The 18702-nt window shown below is 43.8% G+C and carries 14 protein-coding genes; 7 read left to right on the top strand and 7 right to left on the bottom strand.

Annotation, left to right across the window (positions count from 1 at the left end):
• The first annotated feature begins 234 nt into the window (after positions 1-234).
• From OSCIL6407_RS0111835 to urtE, 7 genes are all read left to right on the top strand, one after another.
• Positions 235-1362: a peptidylprolyl isomerase gene (locus OSCIL6407_RS0111835; protein ID WP_026103714.1), complete on the top strand. Its 1128-nt coding sequence runs from the start codon at positions 235-237 to the stop codon at positions 1360-1362.
• Between the two features lie 223 nt (positions 1363-1585).
• Positions 1586-1900 carry a hypothetical protein gene (locus OSCIL6407_RS0111830; RefSeq protein WP_007354865.1) on the top strand — a complete coding sequence of 105 codons (315 nt, stop codon included), beginning with the start codon at positions 1586-1588 and terminating at the stop codon, positions 1898-1900.
• Between the two features lie 308 nt (positions 1901-2208).
• Positions 2209-3537: an urea ABC transporter substrate-binding protein gene (gene urtA, locus OSCIL6407_RS0111825; protein WP_007354867.1), complete on the top strand. Its 1329-nt coding sequence runs from the start codon at positions 2209-2211 to the stop codon at positions 3535-3537.
• Positions 3538-3629: 92 nt separating this feature from the next.
• Positions 3630-4790, top strand: a complete 1161-nt coding sequence (locus OSCIL6407_RS0111820) for an ABC transporter permease subunit (RefSeq protein WP_007354868.1) — start codon at positions 3630-3632, stop codon at positions 4788-4790.
• Positions 4791-4859: 69 nt separating this feature from the next.
• On the top strand, positions 4860-6029 hold the full coding sequence (gene urtC, locus OSCIL6407_RS0111815; RefSeq protein WP_007354869.1) for an urea ABC transporter permease subunit UrtC: 1170 nt from the start codon (positions 4860-4862) through the stop codon (positions 6027-6029).
• A 154-nt stretch (positions 6030-6183) separates the two neighbouring features.
• On the top strand, positions 6184-6945 hold the full coding sequence (gene urtD, locus OSCIL6407_RS0111810) for an urea ABC transporter ATP-binding protein UrtD (protein ID WP_007354870.1): 762 nt from the start codon (positions 6184-6186) through the stop codon (positions 6943-6945).
• A 65-nt stretch (positions 6946-7010) separates the two neighbouring features.
• On the top strand, positions 7011-7709 hold the full coding sequence (gene urtE / locus OSCIL6407_RS0111805; protein WP_007354871.1) for an urea ABC transporter ATP-binding subunit UrtE: 699 nt from the start codon (positions 7011-7013) through the stop codon (positions 7707-7709).
• A 132-nt stretch (positions 7710-7841) separates the two neighbouring features.
• On the opposite strand, the gene OSCIL6407_RS0111800 is transcribed toward urtE, so the two are convergent.
• The 7 genes from OSCIL6407_RS0111800 to OSCIL6407_RS38120 all read right to left on the bottom strand — a co-directional run bounded on the left by OSCIL6407_RS0111800 (position 7842) and on the right by OSCIL6407_RS38120 (position 18689).
• Complete coding sequence (locus OSCIL6407_RS0111800; RefSeq protein WP_007354872.1) at positions 7842-8030, bottom strand: hypothetical protein; 189 nt, start codon at positions 8028-8030, stop codon at positions 7842-7844.
• 171 nt (positions 8031-8201) lie between these two features.
• The gene (locus tag OSCIL6407_RS0111795; protein WP_007354873.1) at positions 8202-8741 is read right to left on the bottom strand and encodes a hypothetical protein; all 540 of its coding nucleotides are present in this window, start codon (positions 8739-8741) and stop codon (positions 8202-8204) included.
• Between the two features lie 169 nt (positions 8742-8910).
• Positions 8911-12093 carry a GAF domain-containing protein gene (locus OSCIL6407_RS0111790; protein ID WP_007354874.1) on the bottom strand — a complete coding sequence of 1061 codons (3183 nt, stop codon included), beginning with the start codon at positions 12091-12093 and terminating at the stop codon, positions 8911-8913.
• Between the two features lie 324 nt (positions 12094-12417).
• Positions 12418-14277 (bottom strand): DNA repair protein RecN, encoded by a 1860-nt coding sequence (recN, locus tag OSCIL6407_RS0111785; RefSeq protein ID WP_007354875.1) that lies wholly within the window; start codon positions 14275-14277, stop codon positions 12418-12420.
• 479 nt (positions 14278-14756) lie between these two features.
• On the bottom strand, positions 14757-14996 hold the full coding sequence (locus OSCIL6407_RS0111780) for a hypothetical protein (RefSeq protein ID WP_007354876.1): 240 nt from the start codon (positions 14994-14996) through the stop codon (positions 14757-14759).
• A gap of 1243 nt (positions 14997-16239) precedes the next feature.
• Positions 16240-18207, bottom strand: a complete 1968-nt coding sequence (locus OSCIL6407_RS0111775) for a S9 family peptidase (protein WP_019487256.1) — start codon at positions 18205-18207, stop codon at positions 16240-16242.
• Positions 18207-18689, bottom strand: a complete 483-nt coding sequence (locus OSCIL6407_RS38120) for an RpnC/YadD family protein (RefSeq protein ID WP_019487255.1) — start codon at positions 18687-18689, stop codon at positions 18207-18209. Before OSCIL6407_RS38120 ends, OSCIL6407_RS0111775 begins: the two co-directional genes overlap by 1 nt.
• Between the last annotated feature and the right edge of the window lie 13 nt (positions 18690-18702).

The raw sequence follows: 18702 nt of genomic DNA, 5'->3' as shown, positions 1-18702 counted from the left end.
CCCCCCTTGGTAAGAGGGACACCCCCCTGAATCCCCCGTTGGTAAGGGGGGACACCCCCCTGAATCCCCCCTTGGTAAGGGGGGACATAGGGGGGTAGAAACGATGCTAGTCCCTCTTCCCCCCTCTTCCCCTAGCCCCTAGCCCCTAGCCCCTAACCGCTGAAAGCGGTTGCTATAAGTCAAAGGGCGGACGGCCCTGTGGGAAGATGAGAAAGATCATAAAATATTAAACTTATGCTGGATTTGCGTAATTTCCTGATTGATACGGGCAAGCATTGGCTCAAGATAAGCATCTTAGCACTGCTGCTATTTACCCTTTCGTTAAGTTTAAGCCCAGTTTCCCAGGCGGCAAGACGCTCTAGCAGTATGCCTGCTGGTAATGCCATTACTGATAGCCAGGCCCTCCTGCGGTACGCCTTACCCATTGATAATGAGGCGGTGCGAGATATCCAAACCAGTTTAGAAGATATTAGCAACCACATCCTAGCTAAACGTTGGGGGCCGATTGGTAACGATGTTAAAAAGGCTTCAAAGGTTCTGAGTATCCGCTCAAATGAGATTCTAAAAAGTATTTCTGATGAACAAAAACCTGAAGCTGAAGCCCTAATTGCAGAGATCAATGCCGGAGTTGCAGAATTGCAAAAAGCTGTTGAGGTCAAGGACAAGGAAGAAGTAGGCAAACAAAAAGGCGAACTTCTCAATAAAATTGCCGACCTCGAAGAGTTGATGGTGAAGGAGTTTCCTTTTGAAGTACCTTCAGAATACTCTCATCTGCCTCAACTTAAAGGTCGGGCTACAATAGAGATGGAAACTGAAAAAGGACAGATTACGTTTGTAGTTGATGGCTATAGCGCTCCTGTGACGGCTGGCAATTTTGTTGACTTGGTAGAACGGGGTTTTTACAACGGTTTGAAGTTTATTCGTTCTGAAGAATCTTATGTACTACAAGCCGGAGATCCGCCTGGTTCTGAAGTTGGTTTCATCGATCCAGCTACAGGGGTATACCGTAATATTCCTTTGGAGGTAATGGTTAGAGGGGATAAAAAACCGACTTATGGGATTACTTTAGAAGATGCAGGACGCTATCGCGATCAGCCAGTTTTGCCTTTTTCTGCTTATGGTACTGTGGCGATGGCACGAGTGGAAGCGGAACCAGATAGTGCTTCTTCGCAGTTTTTCTTTTTCCTGTTTGAACCAGAGTTAACACCTGCTGGCCTCAATTTGTTAGATGGTCGCTATGCTGTTTTCGGTTACGTGATTGATGGGAAAGAGGTTTTGGAGAACCTGAAGCAGGGAGATGCAATTATTTCTGCTAAGGTGATTCGAGGAGCAAAGAATTTGGTTCAGCCTCAAGCTAGTTAGTGGAGAATTAATAATTTTTTAGTAGAGAGGCGAACGATCGCGTCTCTACTAATTACAAATTTTTTCTCGCTAGATTAGCTTTTGTGAAAAGGCCGAGGGCGAAAGGCAACAGCTAGAGAACAATTTTCAGCAAAGGTTTGAGCACTTAGTAGCCCCCTGACCGCCAAGACAGTTGCTATACTATTTATGTTTAGCATTCGTTTGAATAAGTGGTTTTATTACTATGGCAATTCTACAATTTGTATTTATAATTGGCTTGGGTTCTCTGTTAGGATTATTGGTTTTAAATAGTGTCAATGAAAAGAAGCAGAAGCGACAGTTAGATGAGGCTTTTTATCTGTTGTTGGAAAAACAAAATAGCCAGGTTTCTTTGATTCAACTGGCGGCAAAGGCTAGGGTTGAGGCTCAAGTTGCTGAACAGTATTTAAAGCGGCAAGTTCAGGTTTTTTCAGCAGTTTTAGAAGTAGATGATGAGGGAGATACGTTTTATCGATTTCCGAAGTTGCGTTTACCTCCAAGTTCGGAGCAAGAATGGTAAATTTGAGGTTATTATTACTTGGCGATCGCTCTTGATAAAGATGGTAGTTTACTCCAAACACGCGATCGCACCCCTCCGCATTTTATAAAACTTCATATCTAATTAGTAATCTAATTAGTAATCGGCGATCGCGCGAAAATTATCCAGAAAAAAATCAAATAACCCCATGCACTAAATCTTCGTTTTGTCAACTTTGATTTTTGTATCTAAAAATACAACTAAACACTTAACCTAGTCCTAATATCACACCGTAATGTGATAGGCTGCAATATCACCTAACTCATCTATTTAGGACTTAGAGAAAGGACATGGTAAAGCGATTTGATCGGCGGCAATTTCTTTTATACAGTTCAGCTACCCTGGCAACGAGTTTGCTATTGAAAGCTTGCAAGAGTCCAACTCCTACAGCAAGTTCTGATGCTTCTCCAACGCCTAGTGCATCTCCGTCGCCAGCAGCCGGCAGCGGAAATACCATTAAAGTAGGTATTTTGCACTCTCTAAGCAGCACGATGGCAATTAGCGAAAAGAGCGTCGTTGATGCCGAACAGTTAGCGATCGAGGAGATTAACAAAGCGGGTGGCGTACTGGGTAAGCAAATTGAAGCGATCGTAGAAGACGGCGCATCTGATTGGCCGACTTTCGCAGAGAAAGCTAAAAAATTAATTGACCAGGATAAAGTTGTCACTGTCTTTGGTTGTTGGACTTCTGCTAGTCGTAAGGCGGTATTGCCAGTATTTGAGCAGAAAAATCATATGCTCTGGTATCCCGTACAATACGAAGGTCAAGAGTGTTCCAAGAACATTTTTTACACAGGTGCCGCACCGAATCAACAGATAGAACCCGCCGTTGATTGGCTGTTGCAAAACAAAGGTAAAAAATTCTTCTTAGTTGGTTCTGACTACGTTTTTCCCCGCACGGCAAACACTATTATCAAGGCCCAATTAGCCGAGAAAGGTGGCGAAGTAGTTGGCGAAGATTACATTCCCCTTGGAGGTACTGAAGTTACGCCGATTATTACCAAAATTAAGGCGGCTTTGCCTGACGGTGGCGTGATTTTCAATTCCTTAAATGGCGACAGCAACGTAGCATTCTTTAAGCAGTTACAGGGTGCAGGATTAGGGCCAGATAAGTATCCGTCAATGTCGGTCAGCATTGCTGAGGAAGAAGTCAAAGCAATTGGCGTGGAATATCTCAAAGGTCATTACGCGGCATGGAATTACTTTATGACCGTTGACGCTCCTGCGAATAAAAAATTTGTTGACGCTTTCAAAGCAAAATACGGCGCAGAGCGAGTAACAAATGACCCGATGGAAGCTGCTTACATTATGGTTTACCTGTGGAAGCAAGCAGTTGAGAAAGCAGGAACAGCAGATGATTTAGAGAAGGTAAGAGCAGCAGCTTTGGGCCAAACTTTTGATGCTCCCGGCGGTAAAGTCACGCTGGAAAATAATCATCACCTTGCTAAGTCTGTGCGACTAGGTGAAGTTAGAGATGATGGTTTATTTAACATCGTTTTTGCAACTCCAGAGGCCGTAAAACCTATTCCCTGGAATCAGTTTGTCGCTGATACTAAAGGCTTTACTTGTGACTGGACTAATAAAACTGCACCCGATCCAGGCAAGTTCAAACAAACTTAGAGTTCGTAACGCTGCCCTCTGGGTGGTGATTGACTGCCCAGAAGACGGCGTTATAGTCCTAAGTTCCTAACTATGAAAAAAGGAGTAAACGGTTGCTACCACAAATTTTAGATGGAATCTTCAATGGAATTAGCATTGGCGCTGTATTGTTAATTGCTGCCTTGGGTTTGGCAATTATTTTTGGGCTGATGGGCGTAATTAATATGGCTCACGGCGAGTTAATGATGTTGGGAGCTTACACTACTTTTGTGGTGCAGAACTACTTCAAAGGTGTGGGAGGATTTGCCTTTGAAGTTTATATTTTATTTGCCCTGCCTCTGGCTTTCTTAGTTGCCGCAATCATGGGATTGATTCTGGAACGAGGGGTAATTCGTTATCTCTATGGCAGACCTTTAGAAACTCTGCTGGCAACTTGGGGCGTTAGTCTGATCTTACAGCAGTTTGTGCGGAGTGTAAGTTGGGTATTAGTAACGGGAATTGTCGTGTTTTGTTTACTATTTTTTGGCGGAATGTGGGTATTGCGCCGCCGCCCTGATTTCGAGCGAGTTCGTAAGTGGATTGTAGCTGTAATGTTGCCCTTATCTTTGGCCATTTCCTGGGCGGCTTGTGCATTTTTAGGACAAACTTATAAGTTAGATGTGACTAAGCCTTGGTTTGGGGCTCAAAATGTGGATGTGACTGCACCTAAATGGCTGCGCGGCGGTTTGCCTTTAGGTAATTTTCAGTTACCTTATGCGCGACTTTTTATCATCGCCCTTACAGCGATTTGTTTAGTAGGAATTTACCTATTTTTACAGCGTTCAGTTTGGGGCCTTCGCATTCGCTCAGTCACGCAAAACCGCAGCATGAGCGCTTGTTTAGGAATCCCTACTGAGCAAGTGGATGCTCTAACTTTTGCTCTAGGTTCTGGGTTGGCTGGAGTTGCTGGTTGTGCAATTAGTTTACTGGGTTCAGTAGGGCCAAATACGGGGCAAAACTATGTGGTTGATACTTTTATGGTTGTAGTTGTCGGAGGTGTCGGCAAAATAGTAGGAAGTGTGGTAGCGGCGATGGCTATTGGCACGGCTAATTATTTGATTGGTTCCGGTACGCTAGCTTTAATACTGGCACCGATTAAACCTTTGGCTGATTTCTTTACTTTCTTTGCGACAACTAGCATGGCAAAGGTAATGGTATTTGCACTAATTATTGCTTTTCTTCAGGTGAAGCCGGGAGGAATTTTCCCGCAGAAAGGGCGGACAGTTGAAGGATAAAAGAAGAAGGAAGAAAGGAGAGGAAAAGATTTAGAGAAAAATCAACTAAGAAGAAATAAGGAGAAAAGAATGAAGCATGAAATACCGGGATTTTTAGTAAATGAAGAAAGGCGTGCGCTTGTTATTGAAGCAGCAATTATCGCTGGCTTAGCCCTCATTTTAATCTTTATCATGCCTGCGATCCTCCCCAGCGTTCGCCTCAACCAATTAGGACGATTTCTTGCCTTGGCAATTGCTGCCCTTGGTATTGATTTAATCTGGGGTTACACTGGTTTGCTGAGTCTGGGACACGGGGTATTTTTTGCTTTGGGTGGCTACGCTTTTGCCATGTACTTGAAATTGCAAATTCCCGCAGATGCCAGCGTTAAATTGCCAGAATTTATGAATCTCTACGGAGTTACTGAACTCCCTTGGTTTTGGCAACCGTTTTATTCTTTCCCTTTGTCCTTAATAGCAGTAGTACTTGTGCCTGCATTTTTAGGGGCATTTCTCGGTTATTTAGTGTTCCGCAATCGCATCCGGGGCGTATATTTTTCAATTCTGACTCAAGCGGCAACAATTGTATTTTTCAATTTTTTTAACGGGCAACAAAAACTGATTAATGGTACTAATGGATTAACTGATTTTAAAACCATATTTGGGGCGACAGTTAATTCACCGCAGACGCAGTTTATTTTTTACACTCTGACAATATTATTTTTAGCAGGTGCTTATGCCCTGTGTCGCTGGCTGACTAGCGGCCGATTTGGTCGCTTGCTAATCGCAATTCGCGATGATGAAGTTCGGGTGCGTTTCTCAGGTTATGACCCCACTGATTTTAAGGTTGTAGTGTTTGGTATTTCTGCTGCTTTGGCAGGAATTGCTGGTGCTTTATTCACCGTACAAACGGGGATTATTTCACCGAAGGCGATGGATATTGCTTTTTCAATTGAAATGGTAATTTGGGTAGCAGTTGGAGGTCGTGCTAGTTTAGTTGGGGCTGTGGTAGGGGCGCTTTTAGTGAATTTTGGTAAGAGTTTGTTGAGCGAACAATTTCCTGAAGTTTGGCTATTTTTCCAGGGGGCGCTATTCTTAATTGTGGTTATGGTGCTTCCCAATGGTTTAGTTGGATGGCTGCGTTTTCAAGGGTGGGAACTGTTTCAGAGATTATTGGGTAGAGATCGGTATGCTGTTACTTATCCTAGTTTGGAAGAAGATCCAGAAGTACAGCGTGAAAGGGAAGAGTTGGAGAAGAGATAATAGTTAGTGGTTAGTTGTTAGTTGTTAATTGTTAGTTGTCAGTTGTCATTGCGAGCGAAGCGAAGCAATCGCAATACTTTGAAACTACTTCGGTGTAGCAATTAGCAATTACCAATTACCAATCACCAATTACCAATTACCAATTACTAAGTTTATGAACGAGAAAATTTTAGAAATTGAGAACTTAACCGTTAGTTTTGACGGTTTCAAGGCCCTAAATGCGCTTAATTTCAGTATGGATGCGGGTGAGTTGCGAGTGATAATTGGGGCGAATGGAGCCGGGAAAACGACGTTTCTGGATGTGATTACGGGTAAGGTGCAGCCGACTGAGGGGCGGGTTATATTTAAAGGACGCAACTTGCGTCAATTATCGGAACATGAAATTGTTCGTTTAGGAATTGGCCGCAAGTTTCAAACGCCGCGAGTTTACCTGAATCTAACGCCAAGGGAAAATTTAGAGCTGTCTTGTAACCGCAAAAAAAATGTTTTTTCAACGCTGGTGCAGCGTCCTCCAGTTGCTGAAAAGCGCACGGTGACTGGTTTACTGGAAACTATTGGTTTAATTGCTAAAGCTGACGTTGCGGCTGGTTTACTTTCTCATGGTGAAAAGCAATGGTTAGAAATTGGGATGTTATTAGCTCAGTCTCCTGATTTATTATTAGTAGATGAACCTGTAGCGGGTTTGACTGATGAAGAGACGGCTTTGACTGGTGATTTACTGATTTCGCTAGCTGAAAGTCACTCCGTATTAGTGATTGAACACGATATGGAGTTTGTCAGGCAAATTGCTAGAAAAGTAACGGTTTTGCATCAAGGTTCGGTTTTGTGCGAGGGAAGTATGGATGAAGTACAAAACGATCCGCGTGTAATTGAAGTTTATCTAGGAAAACCAGAAGAAGAGCACAAAGCCGCTTAAAGATTTAACCGTTAACCGTTAACAGTTAACCGTTAACAATTACCTATTACCCATTACCAAAAAATATGCTGCAAATCTCTGGTTTAAATGTTTACTATGGTGAAAGCCACATTCTTCGCGATGTGGATTTGAGTGTGGCGGCGGGGAAAATGGTTTGCTTAATTGGCCGCAATGGAGTGGGGAAAACTACTCTGCTAAAAACGCTGATGGGATTGCTGCAACCTCGGAGTGGTGCGATTGCTTTTTGCGGAGAAGGTATTGTTTCCAAATCTCCTGACAAAAGAGCGAAAATGGGTATTGGTTATGTCCCGCAAGGCCGCGAGATTATCCCCCGTTTGACTGTTGAGGAAAATCTATTTTTAGGTTTGGAAGCCAGAAAAATCAGGCCGACAAAGCAAGAAGTTGCCGATGAGATATTTGAGTTATTTCCTGTGTTAAAAACTATGCTTTCTCGCATGGGTGGCGATTTAAGCGGGGGACAGCAGCAGCAGTTAGCTATTGCTAGAGCATTGATGGGACAGCCGCAATTATTGGTTTTAGACGAACCTACAGAAGGGATTCAACCTTCTATTATTCTGGAAATTGAAGCGGCTGTACGGGGTATTGTGGCATCTAAGGGTATTTCAGTATTGTTAGTAGAACAGCACTTGCATTTTGTGCGTCAAGCTGACTGGTACTACGCGATGCAAAAAGGCGGTATTGTAGCATCGGGAAATACTAGCGAACTTAGCGACGAAGTGATTCAGAGATTTTTGGCAGTGTAGGGGTCTGAAAGGATTTGTACAGCAGGAATTGTGACTCCTGATACTAACTCAGGTTATCTTTTAGTCCGCGTAGGCGGACTTCGTTCGTGTAGTAGCGATTTCAATCGCCGAAGGATCAAGGACTACTCCCGTTCACTGCGGAAATCTTTGGAGCTGATAGGGTGTTTGTTGCCAAATCTGAATATTAGTGGGAGAATACTGTGCGATCGCCCACAAGGGCAGCGTTAATGTCAATACAGCGATCGCAGTTCCGACAATATTGGCTAGCGTTTGCTGAGGAGGTCGGTCTGAAGGACTGGCAGGCTGACTATTGGATTCCATAAGGAATGTAGATACGCTATTGTGATCTCACTGAAAGCGATCTAAAAATAACTATAAGTTATTCTAACACAATTCCAGCTTTTTTACACAAAAACCTGAATCTACCTCCAAAGAGATATCTCCCCAGCCGCTCGCAAGGATGGGGAGGAAGCGTCGAGCGCCGAAACTGATTCACTCATGGACTTGGTTATACATTCCCTGCACTACGTCCAGCATGGTAATCGCTTGCTGCCATTGGGGAGCATCTGGATTACTGCTTTTGGAGCGTTGAATTTTGAAGCTCTCACGTAGGAGTTGCAGCAGCACCTCTGGATGAGGCACTGAGGTGTCCGATTCATCTGCCGAGGGCGTTTCATTTTCTGCGACTTCTTTAATAGCCTGGGCTTTTTCTGCCAGTGCGATCGCTCTCCCTGCCAGATTTTCCGGCATTCTTGGTTGCTCTGACAAATAGACGCTAGTGATTTCCAGCAAAAATTGACGCACTTGCTGTGCCCACTCACGCTCGTACCCAAAGTGCGAACTTGAGATTGCTTGCCCATCGTGACTTTCCTCAATACTCTGTACCTTCTGTAACAGAGGCAGAGCCTTTTGAGAAAAGTTCTCTGGTAATCTGGGAATATCCGACAAAGAGCAGCGAGCAATATCCATCAACAGTTGGTAAACGTCTTCCACCCAATCGATATCTGCGGACTGCGAATTCAAATTACTCATAACTAGCGCTTAAAGTTCCTATATCTAAGACTAGAACATTAACTCTCTACCAATAAACCTCTTTGAGGTTAACTGACAGCAATTTTTTGGCCCTACAGAATTGAGTGAAGTTCTCGACTTCTCGGGCGGGGGGGCGGCAACCCTGCGGCGATCCCCGCCGCAAGGTTTTTTATTTTTCCGTGAGTTTCCAAACGCCGTCCCAGTTGAGGACATCTGGAGGCTGGTGCTGAAATAGCATACAGCGCTCAATGTGCAATTTAGCTGCCTTGTTTTTGGGGTCTGCTTCCAGAACAGAGTGAAATTGACTGTCAGCATCTTTAAACGCTTGCTTAGCTTTAGGTTCTAACAGCCTCTTGACCTCAGAGAGCAGCTTCTTAACTTGATCTAGGGATAAGTTCGGGAATTCTTCGTGTAAAAAATTCTCGACTGCCTCGACTGACCGACTTTTAATTTTAGCCTCTAATAGCTGCTTAATCTCAGCGGATGTCAGTTTCTTAATCTGAGGCTTTGAGGGCTGCCTAACTTCGATCTCCAAAAGCTTTTTAGCATCGCCCTCTCCTAGTTCCTTAATATCCTCTGCTGATATCTGCTTAACTTTAGCTTTGAGCAGCACTCTCACTTCGTCCTCGGAGAGATTTTTAATCGTTTCCAAAGACAGCAGCTTGATTTCAGGCTTGAGCAACTTAATCAGCTCGTCTTTCTTACCGGGTCTAGCGATTTTCGCCTCTGGCAGCTTTTTAATGTAATACAGCAGTTTTTTAAGCTGATACTCTAATTGCTCTTCGACATTGTACGACAGCTTCTTGATCTCAGCCGCAGACATCTGTTTGACTCTATCTAACACCTCTCTAATCTCTCGGTCAGAAAGCTTTTCGCTCACTGGTCGTTTGTAGCACTCGCGTCCCTTTTCATAGTGTTCTATCACCTTCTGCTGAGCTTCGCTAAGGGGTTTGCCAATTGGCGAAAAGCCCGCACGGATGCCTAAAAGTTCGTAGATGGTGACAGGTTCGGTTTTGCCTTTGACGGTAATGAAATCGAGTTCCCGAACATAGAGGCGCTCAGCGTAATCTTTATAAGTATTTTCGCTGATCACCAAGTCTGTACCGTATTGCTTGGAAGTACCTTCCAAGCGAGAGGCGAGGTTGACACCATCGCCAATGGATGTCAACTCCATGCGCTTGCTGGAGCCGATGTTACCGCTCACCACTTCGTCGGAATGGATACCCATACCAATACTGATTGGCATTAAGCCATCTTTGACGCGAGTAGCATTGAATTCCACTAAGCGTTCCCGCATTTCTACGGCGGTTTGCATGGCGCACCAACTATGATCTTCCAGAGGTGCGGGGGAACCGAATACAGCCATCAGTGCGTCGCCGATGTATTTATCGAGAGTACCGCCGTATTTAAAAACGGCATCTACCATCTCTTCAAAATATCCGTTCAGCATCGCTACCACTTCTTCTGCTTGCAATTTTTCAGTTAATGTGGTATAGCTGCGAATATCTGAGAACAGCACTGAGACGTGCTTGCGCTTACCGCCGAGTCCAGTGTCACCGGAAGCTAACAAAGCTTCGGCTACTTCCGGGGTCATGTAACGGTACATCAGGCTTTTTACTTGTTTTTCCCCGCTAATGTCTTCCATGACTAATAGCGCCCCATTGACTTTATCAGGATCGACTGCATCTGCCATTGAGTTAATTGATAAATTAACACTTTGGGGTTCGCCTTCGAGGGGTAGTAAAACTTGGTCTGGGTAAAACTGTCGGCGGTCTTTCTCCTCTTTGGGTGACAAAGCTGCTTCAAACCACTGGATAAAATTCCCTTTTTCTAGATTGATTAACTCGCGCAAGCATTTGCCTTCTGCGAGGTCGGCATCGGTAGCTCCCAGTAGTTTTTTTACACTATCGTTGGTAGCAACGATATGACCATTCTTATCTGTAGAAATTACGCCATTTGTCAAGCTGCGGAGCATATCTTTTTGTCTTTGTTCTTGCTGCTTGACTTCAGCGAAAAGTTTAGCATTTTGTAAGGCGACTCCAGCTTGAATATTGAACGCCTTCATAAATTCCATATCATTGCGGTTAAAACTCGACCGCCACTGATCTGGTGCTTCCGGCCAGTTTGCGGAGTCGTAGGCGGGATATTCTCCCTGTCTTTTTTTGTTGATTAATTGGGTAACTCCTATTAATTTGCCGTCAGCATTGAAGACAGGCATACATAGCATACTGCAAGTCCGATATCCCGACTTTTGATCGGTTTCCTTTGACTTGACGGCGCGGGGATCGTCATAGACATCAAAGGGTAATAGGAGAGGTTCTCCTGACTCGGCAACGATGCCAGCGAAGCCGGCATTTCTGGGCATTCTAATTTCTTGTAAATTACCGCCGATGGGAATTTTTGTCCAGAGTTGATTTTTATCTTCATCTAATAGCCAAAGCGTACTGCGATCGGCGTTCATTAATTCTTTTGCCTGATCCATTACTCTGGCAAGGGTATCGTCTAAGTTTAAACTGCTCTGAGAAAGTGCATTGACGGCGTTCATCAGCGCACTTGCGGCACGCTGTCTTTGAGTTGCTGCGTAAAAAGACTTGGAAGATTCTAAAATTAGGCGAATTGAGGGTGCAAATTCTCTAAATACTTGTTCATCTTCTGCGGTAAATCCACAGGTATCAATTTTGTCTTCTAATCGTCCATGAGGTTCGTGATCTATTTTTAATTTATTAATCAGTTGGACTACTGCTACCAACTCCCCTGTGTCCTCATTCAGCAGAGGCATCGCCAGCATGGAAAAGGTGCGATATCCATTTTTTTGATCCATCTTCTTAGCGGTGGCTGAGCGCGGATCGTCATAGAAATCGAAGCCAATGTTAACAACTTTCTTAAAGGTAGCTACTTCTCCGGCTATACCTGCGGTGGAGGGAAATCTTAATTCTAGATTGTTGCCTTTTTCATCTTTAGCGACAATCGACCAGAGTTCATCTTTTTCGTCATCTAATAAATAAATAGTGCTGCGGTCTGCATTCAACAATTCCCCTGTTTTGAGGGTGATGGACTGCAACATTTCATTCAGGATGGCATCAAATCCCTGGCTGTCCAGTAGATTGTCCAACATCCCTAGCGTTTGATTAACAACTCTCAGCTTATCTTCTACATCTCTAGTGACGTGCTTAAAGTTGTCTTTGTTAAGGGGGGCGAGGAAGGTAGAGAAGTTTCCTTGGGCTATGGTGAGAGAACTGCTACTAGAGTTAGGTTTGGGATGCTGAACCTGATGATTGTCATTCTGAGGGACAACATCTATCACGGCGGTGGTAGCGTTGTCCATAGATACGTTGGGAGATGCAGATTTCATAGACCTTTACAGAGGCTATTGCGTAAGGGTTGGTCTTTGACGGGTGAGGGGTGGGCAAGTTCACCAGGGCGGGTAGATAGCACCTAGTAAGCAGAGTCTAAGACTTATTCCCAGTTTACTTGGATAGTGGGCTGTTGCTAAATCTGGGTAGGGTCTAGCCTTGCCATGATTGTTGCATCATAACTTGCTAATATGTGTGCTGGTTTCTACAATTGTGGTTTTCAGCCAGAATTTCTGTCATCTTGGCACTATATAGGTGGTGGTTTAATCCTGCAACTGTCGTCTGCTAGCATTTTAAATATTTTTGGGCTGGATAGAGTTAACTTAGGATTTGCGTTTTTTGTCGGTGTAAGTTTTTTGATGGCTTCCTCTGGTGTGATTTTGGCTTTTGAGGTCGATCGCTTGCTGTTCTGAGTGGGTTTGGCGGAGGATGGCGGCCTCGGCGAGGAGGGATTCGGCGAAGGCGATCGCTTCTGTGGCGGATCTACCACTGGCAAGTTGGGCTAGTTCTTCGCGCCGTTTCTCTTGGTTGTCAAGCAGGGTGACTCTAACAACTGTACGGATTTCAGGCGGGTTGGGAGTTGCCAAACTGGAAAATTCTCCCCCATCTTCCCGCTCTCTCCCATCTCCTGCGTCTGCGATGATTTGTTTATTAACTCGGAAGTGGGAGTCGGCCATAGCCGCGACGAGGGGTTGGTGGGTGACGCAGAGGACTTGATGTCTGTGGGTGAGTTGGTAAAGTTTTTGGGCGATCGCTTGGGCGACTCTTCCCGATACTCCGACATCGATTTCGTCGAAAATTAGGGTTTCGGAACTGTCTATTTGGGAAAAACAGGCTTTGAGGGCCAAGAGAAAGCGGCTCATTTCTCCTCCTGATGCGATCGCGCCTAATGGTTGCATGGGTTCTCCGGGGTTGGGACTAAAACAGAAGGCGATCGCGTCTGCACCTCCGGCTGTGGGAGAACAAGGACTAATCTCTACTTGAAATTGTACTTTCTCCATTGCTAAAGGTTTAAGTTCTTCCACTAAGCGAGTTTCGAGTTTAAGGGCTGCTGCTTTGCGTTTTAATGTTAGGGTATGACACTCGCTTTTAAGCTGCTCAAAAGCGGCTATATGGGCTTGTTCTAGGGCTTCCATTGATTCGCCCCCGTCGTGGAGTTCTTTAAGTTCTATTTGGATATTCTGGTAGTAGGCGATCGCTTCGCTCAAAGGCCCATATTTACGGCAGATTTGTTTCAGTTCCCGAATCCGTTCTTCTACTTCTTCAAGTCTTTGAGGATCTGTCTCTAATTGTTCGCCATAGCTGCTAATTTGCCTACCTGCTTCTGTCACTTGAGCTAAAGCGTCGCTGACCATTTCTAGTATGGGCTGCAATTGGGGGTCATAAACTGTCATATCGCTGAGGGAACTTTCCGCAAGGCTGAGCAAATCGCCGGCGGCGGCGGCCCCGGTATCATTCTGGTAGAGGGCTTGATAAATCTTGTAACTTTTCTCTTGTAGTTCTACGATGTGGGCGAGTCGAGTACGTTCTTGTTCGAGTTGTTCTTGTTCGTCTGGTTGGCTGAGGTTGGCTTCACCAAGTTCGCGGACTTGATATTCCAAGAGATCGAGCCTTTGCAAGCGTTGTTGTTCGGATTGTCGTCTGCGCGTGAGGGCGGCGGCGGCTTGTTGGGCGGCGGTATAGGCGGCGGCTACTGCTTGGCGATGATTAATGAGTTCCGAACCCCCGTAGAAGTCGAGCCATTCACGCTGAAGGGCGGGTTGTCCGAGTTGTACTGTTTGACCTTGGGCGGTAATTTCAACGAGGCGATCGCGCAATTGATCCATCAGTTGGCGATTAACGAGAATACCATTTAAGCGCGATCGGCTGCGAAATGCACCGCTAGCAGCCGTAAGTTCTCGGCTACAAACTGCTAAGTTTCCATCTATCAGTTCTATTTCTTGTTCGTTCAGCCATTGAACCGCAGATCGATCTAACTCAAAAGTAGCTTCTAATATTGCCCGCGCTGTTCCTGTACGAATGGCGCGACGGTCAATTTTGCCACCTAAAGTAGCATCTAGAGCATCTAAGATAATTGATTTACCTGCACCTGTTTCGCCTGTAAAGACGTTTAAACCGGGGCCAAAATCGATATTTAGACTATCGATTAAGGCAAAGTTTTCAATTCGGAGAGATAGGAGCATGGATGGCGGGTAGAAACCTCAACAAGGGATAAAAAAGTCTTTGATGCTGGTATAAAGTGCCGCGACTAGGCAATCGGAATTAAATATAGCAGTTGCCAAGGCAGTTAGGACATTCTGAATTTAAAACCCTGATTCTAAACCCTTCTTCCGTCTTCCCTAGCCCCTAGACCCTAGCCCCTAGCCCCTCTTAAACCGCCTTGGCGGTTGCTATAATATACTCAAAAAGTGCGGGGGAGCACCCGAAACTGCATGAAAATTTAATCCGAAATTTGGATGCTCCCAAGTATATTGTTGCACTTTAGCGTTAAAACGCAATAACATACAACTCTATCTAAACTCTAAACTGTAATTTTTCAACCTCCTTTTAAAGTGATTTATAGGGATTTTGTTAGAAGAGTAAACTATTGAGAAAATGGAGAGCTGATAGATAGAAAAGTTACGAAACTGGTGCAGATTATGATTGACGGGTAGATTATTATTTAACTGCTTGATTGCGATCTTTTTTCCACTGCAAATTCAATCGGGAGTTGCGGAAGCCGGAGGCGAACTGCATTAGCTCGCAGCCAGAGAGTAACGGCGTGTCGGCGCTGCGGTGTTAGATACTCTCCAGCCTTGATAACTCCCGCACAAACACCGATATTCTTTAGTCTGGTTTCTTGCTCGGAGGCACTTGCACCCTGCAATAACCTGACTTGGGCTTTGATAAAATCCACGTTCATAGGAGTAATATTCAGTAAAGAACTCAGTTAAATAACGATACTTAGCTTTTAATTGTACATCTAAAATCATTTTTAATGAATTAGATTTACTCAAGTTTTTTGCCCTATTTATTAAAGCAAACAGAAGCGGTGCTGAGTTATATTTAGCTCAACACTCTCTCAAGACTAAAATCCAAATTAAGCTGTTTACGCACTGTTTAGCACCGAAAAACTGTTCGGTGCGAACAATTAATACAATAGTTTTAAAATAGTTTTAAAACTACCTACAGCTAAGAATTTTGTAGCCTTATTTTTACTGATAGAGTTGTCTGGTATCAATACGCTTTAAGAGATTTTCTTACCTATCAGGTGCTAGTTTTATAGTTATTTATTTACTAGCAAATTTAGAGCGAGAATACCAATTTTTAGCGTGTTTTAAGCTTGCTCAAAAGTCTGCTAGTATCGGTTTTTATCGCTTAAACCTACAATCCGTTTCAGAATTTTTCCTACTACGTATCATTGGCGATCGCTTTTTCCGTTACTGGCACTTCAATATTTCTAGCGGCTGTTATACATAAGTTTAAATAGCCGCCGCAAGCGCAACTAATAAGCTGCACCTGCTTAATTGCCTATTTTTGATAGAAATGTAAGTCATTACTATCAATTAGGTTGAGTTTGGTTAAGTTAAATTTGTCTGTGAACGTTAATGTGTTTGCGGTTAGCTGACAGTTTGAATCAGTAACCTTGTACTCAACGGAGTTGTTATTATTTTTTGACAGTTCCGAGTCTAAAGACGCGGTTATTGTTGAGGATAAGCTTTTTGAGATCGATCCGCAAAAAGTTTTATTTTCAACGCTGCTGTCAAACGACATCTACTCACTCACTCAACTAGGGTTGAGGTTGTGACTACTTTTAAATTTGTACTCGATAGCGAGTATGGTTTGGATGATAGCATAGAGCCTTGAAGAAAACAATATCTGCTTTAACTGTTATTTCACCGCAAGCTATCAGGAGGGGAAGAATCTATGCCGTGAAAGCCAATGTCAGGATTGCTAAGGCGATCGCTTTTACTCTGTAATAAGTTTAAGCTGTAACATAATTTAACAGCAGCTAAATTTACGAATGCACATTATTCCATTGGAGTGATGTCAATTTTTGTAAAATCTGCCCTAAGAGGGATAAGCTAGTGCTGTGTTATGTAAGTTAAATACAATCAAACTTAGTAGAGTGGCTTAACCCACTCTACCTAATAGTCAGAGGAGTGCTAAAGATTAGCAATAGGCACTTCTTCTATAGCATCAGCTAGTTCAAATCCAAATACTCGCGAGTAGAAATAGAATTCGCCGTCGAGCGTTTTTTTGATATTTTCAGCACGACGAAAACCGTGTTGTTCCCCTTCAAAAGTAATGTATGCCACTGGCAAACCTTTGGCTTTAATTGCAGCTACCATCATCTCAGCTTGGTTTGGTGGTACAACTCTATCTTCTAATCCTTGAAAGAAAATTACTGGACAAGATAGGCGTTCAGTAAAATGAATGGGAGAGCGCTGTTTATACAAATCTTGCCGTTCAGGATAAGGGCCAATTAATTCATCTAAGTAGCGCGACTCAAATTTGTGAGTATCTGTGGCTAAAGCTTCTAAATCACTCACTCCATAATAACTCGCACCCGCCTTAAAAACGTCTCGAAAAGTGAGAGCGCACAGAGTAGTATAACCGCCTGCACTACCACCGGCAATCGCCATTTTTTGGCTATCTACTAATCCCTTTTCAGCTAAATACTTTGCACCGTTAGTACAGTCATCAACATCAACAATCCCCCATCGATCTTTTAGTCTTTGGCGGTATTCGCGTCCGTAACCAGTGCTACCACCGTAATTGACATCAAGGACAGCAAAACCGCGACTTGTCCAGTATTGAATTTTTAAATTGAAACTGCTAGAAGTGGCAGCAGTTGGGCCGCCATGACTTTTAACAACCAGGGGAGGTTTTTCCTCAGCAGGTGCAGTGTAATCCCGGTTTTTGGGAGGGTAAAAGAAAGCGTAAGCTGTCTGTCCGTTTTCTGTAGGAAACTCTATGGGTTCGGGGTTAGAGAGATAACCAGAATCGATGGTTAATTCACTAGCACGCCGCAGCACTTGTAATTGATTTGTTGCTAAATCTAGTTGTACAATAGCTGTGGATTCTGTAGGAGAACCTGCTAGAAAAACAACTCGGTCGTCGTGGGATTTAATTCCTGAAATATCAGTGTAAGGAGTCTCAATTGTTGTTAACTGTTTTGTTTTGAGATCGATACTAGCTAGATGCCAGATGCCTTGTTGAGTATAAGTACAGATAATTCTATCACCTGAAACAAAGGCATAAGTTAACATCCCAAAAACCCATTGGGGAAGTCCAAATTCAGCAGGCATTTCGCACAGAGGTTCGATTTCCCCTCCCCATTTTTTTAAGGAGTTTGTCTCACTTGTTAACTGGATTGGTTTCCAGCGATAGAAATTCCACCAGTTAGAACGATCGCTAACAAAATATAATACTCCATCCCTTGACCATTCAGGTTGAAAAATAGACTCGCTAACTCCGCCTGCAACTAATTGTTTTTCACCTAAATAACCGTCAGCTTTTATCTCTGCCACCCATAATTCTGTACCATCCCAAGGCATATTTGGATGGTTCCAACTAATCCAACACAGTTGAGAGTTATCTGGACTTAGGCGCGGCGAAGCGTAAAAGTCATGGCCATGAGCTAAAATTTGGATATCTTCACCATTATCCAAATTAATGCTAACTATTGTGTTAACAGGTTCGCTGCCAGTGGTATGATCTTCTCGGATATAAATGAGGCGATTTCGTTGGCGATCGATGATGCCATCTGCATAACGCCAGTCACCGACAGGTGTTAACGGTTGAGGTTCTGAATCAATTGTTTGACAGTAAAGGCGTTGATCGGTAAAGTTGGAAAAATAGACTGTGCGATCGGCAACTAAAAACGCGCCGCCACCATATTCATGTACGCGAGTGCGAACATTAAAAGGTGGTGGTGTGACATCTGCTATTTTACCATCTGATGTCCGACGCACAATGACATTACGTCCGCCTTCCGACGGCCTTCCTTCCATCCAGTAAATATCATCGCCATCTAGGGAAATTCCCCCTAGTCCAATTGTACCAGAGACAATTAAATCTGAGGTAATCGGTGATTTCCAAGAGCCATAATTTGCGATTTGATTCATCATTAATTCTCTCTATTTCCAAATCTAGTTAACAAATCTTCGCGAGATAATTCAAGCAGCATTCGCGTTAACTCTTGCGGCGGTAATTCAAGCATTGGTTCAAGCACTGCTAATAGTGCTTCATCAATAGACCCAAACCTAGCTATTAACAAGTTTTCTACAAGAATACGCCGTTCTTCAAAGCGTCCTATCTCTACTCCTATCTGTCGTCCCTGTAGCAAAGTTTCTTCTCGCCATTGGACATAAGCTGGTGTTAAATTCATAATTAACTCCCGATCTTCTTCAGTTAAATCTTGTTTTGTTTGTAGATTAACTCGCCAGGTTGAAACCAGTTCTAAAATATTGGTGCGTAAGGAATTTGTTTCAGGTAGTGCGATGATTTCATCAATAGCTTGCTGCTGAGTTCTCCCTTTTCCGAGAATTCTCAACCATAGCGTATCTGGCGTAGTTGGCAATTGATTAATTGCAACAATTGCTGTTTTCATCGCCTCGCCTAGA

Source organism: Kamptonema formosum PCC 6407 (assembly GCF_000332155.1).
Classification (GTDB): Bacteria; Cyanobacteriota; Cyanobacteriia; order Cyanobacteriales; family Microcoleaceae; genus Kamptonema; species Kamptonema formosum.
Note: the sequence above shows the minus strand (reverse complement) of the source record. Positions and strands in the feature narration are given on the sequence as shown.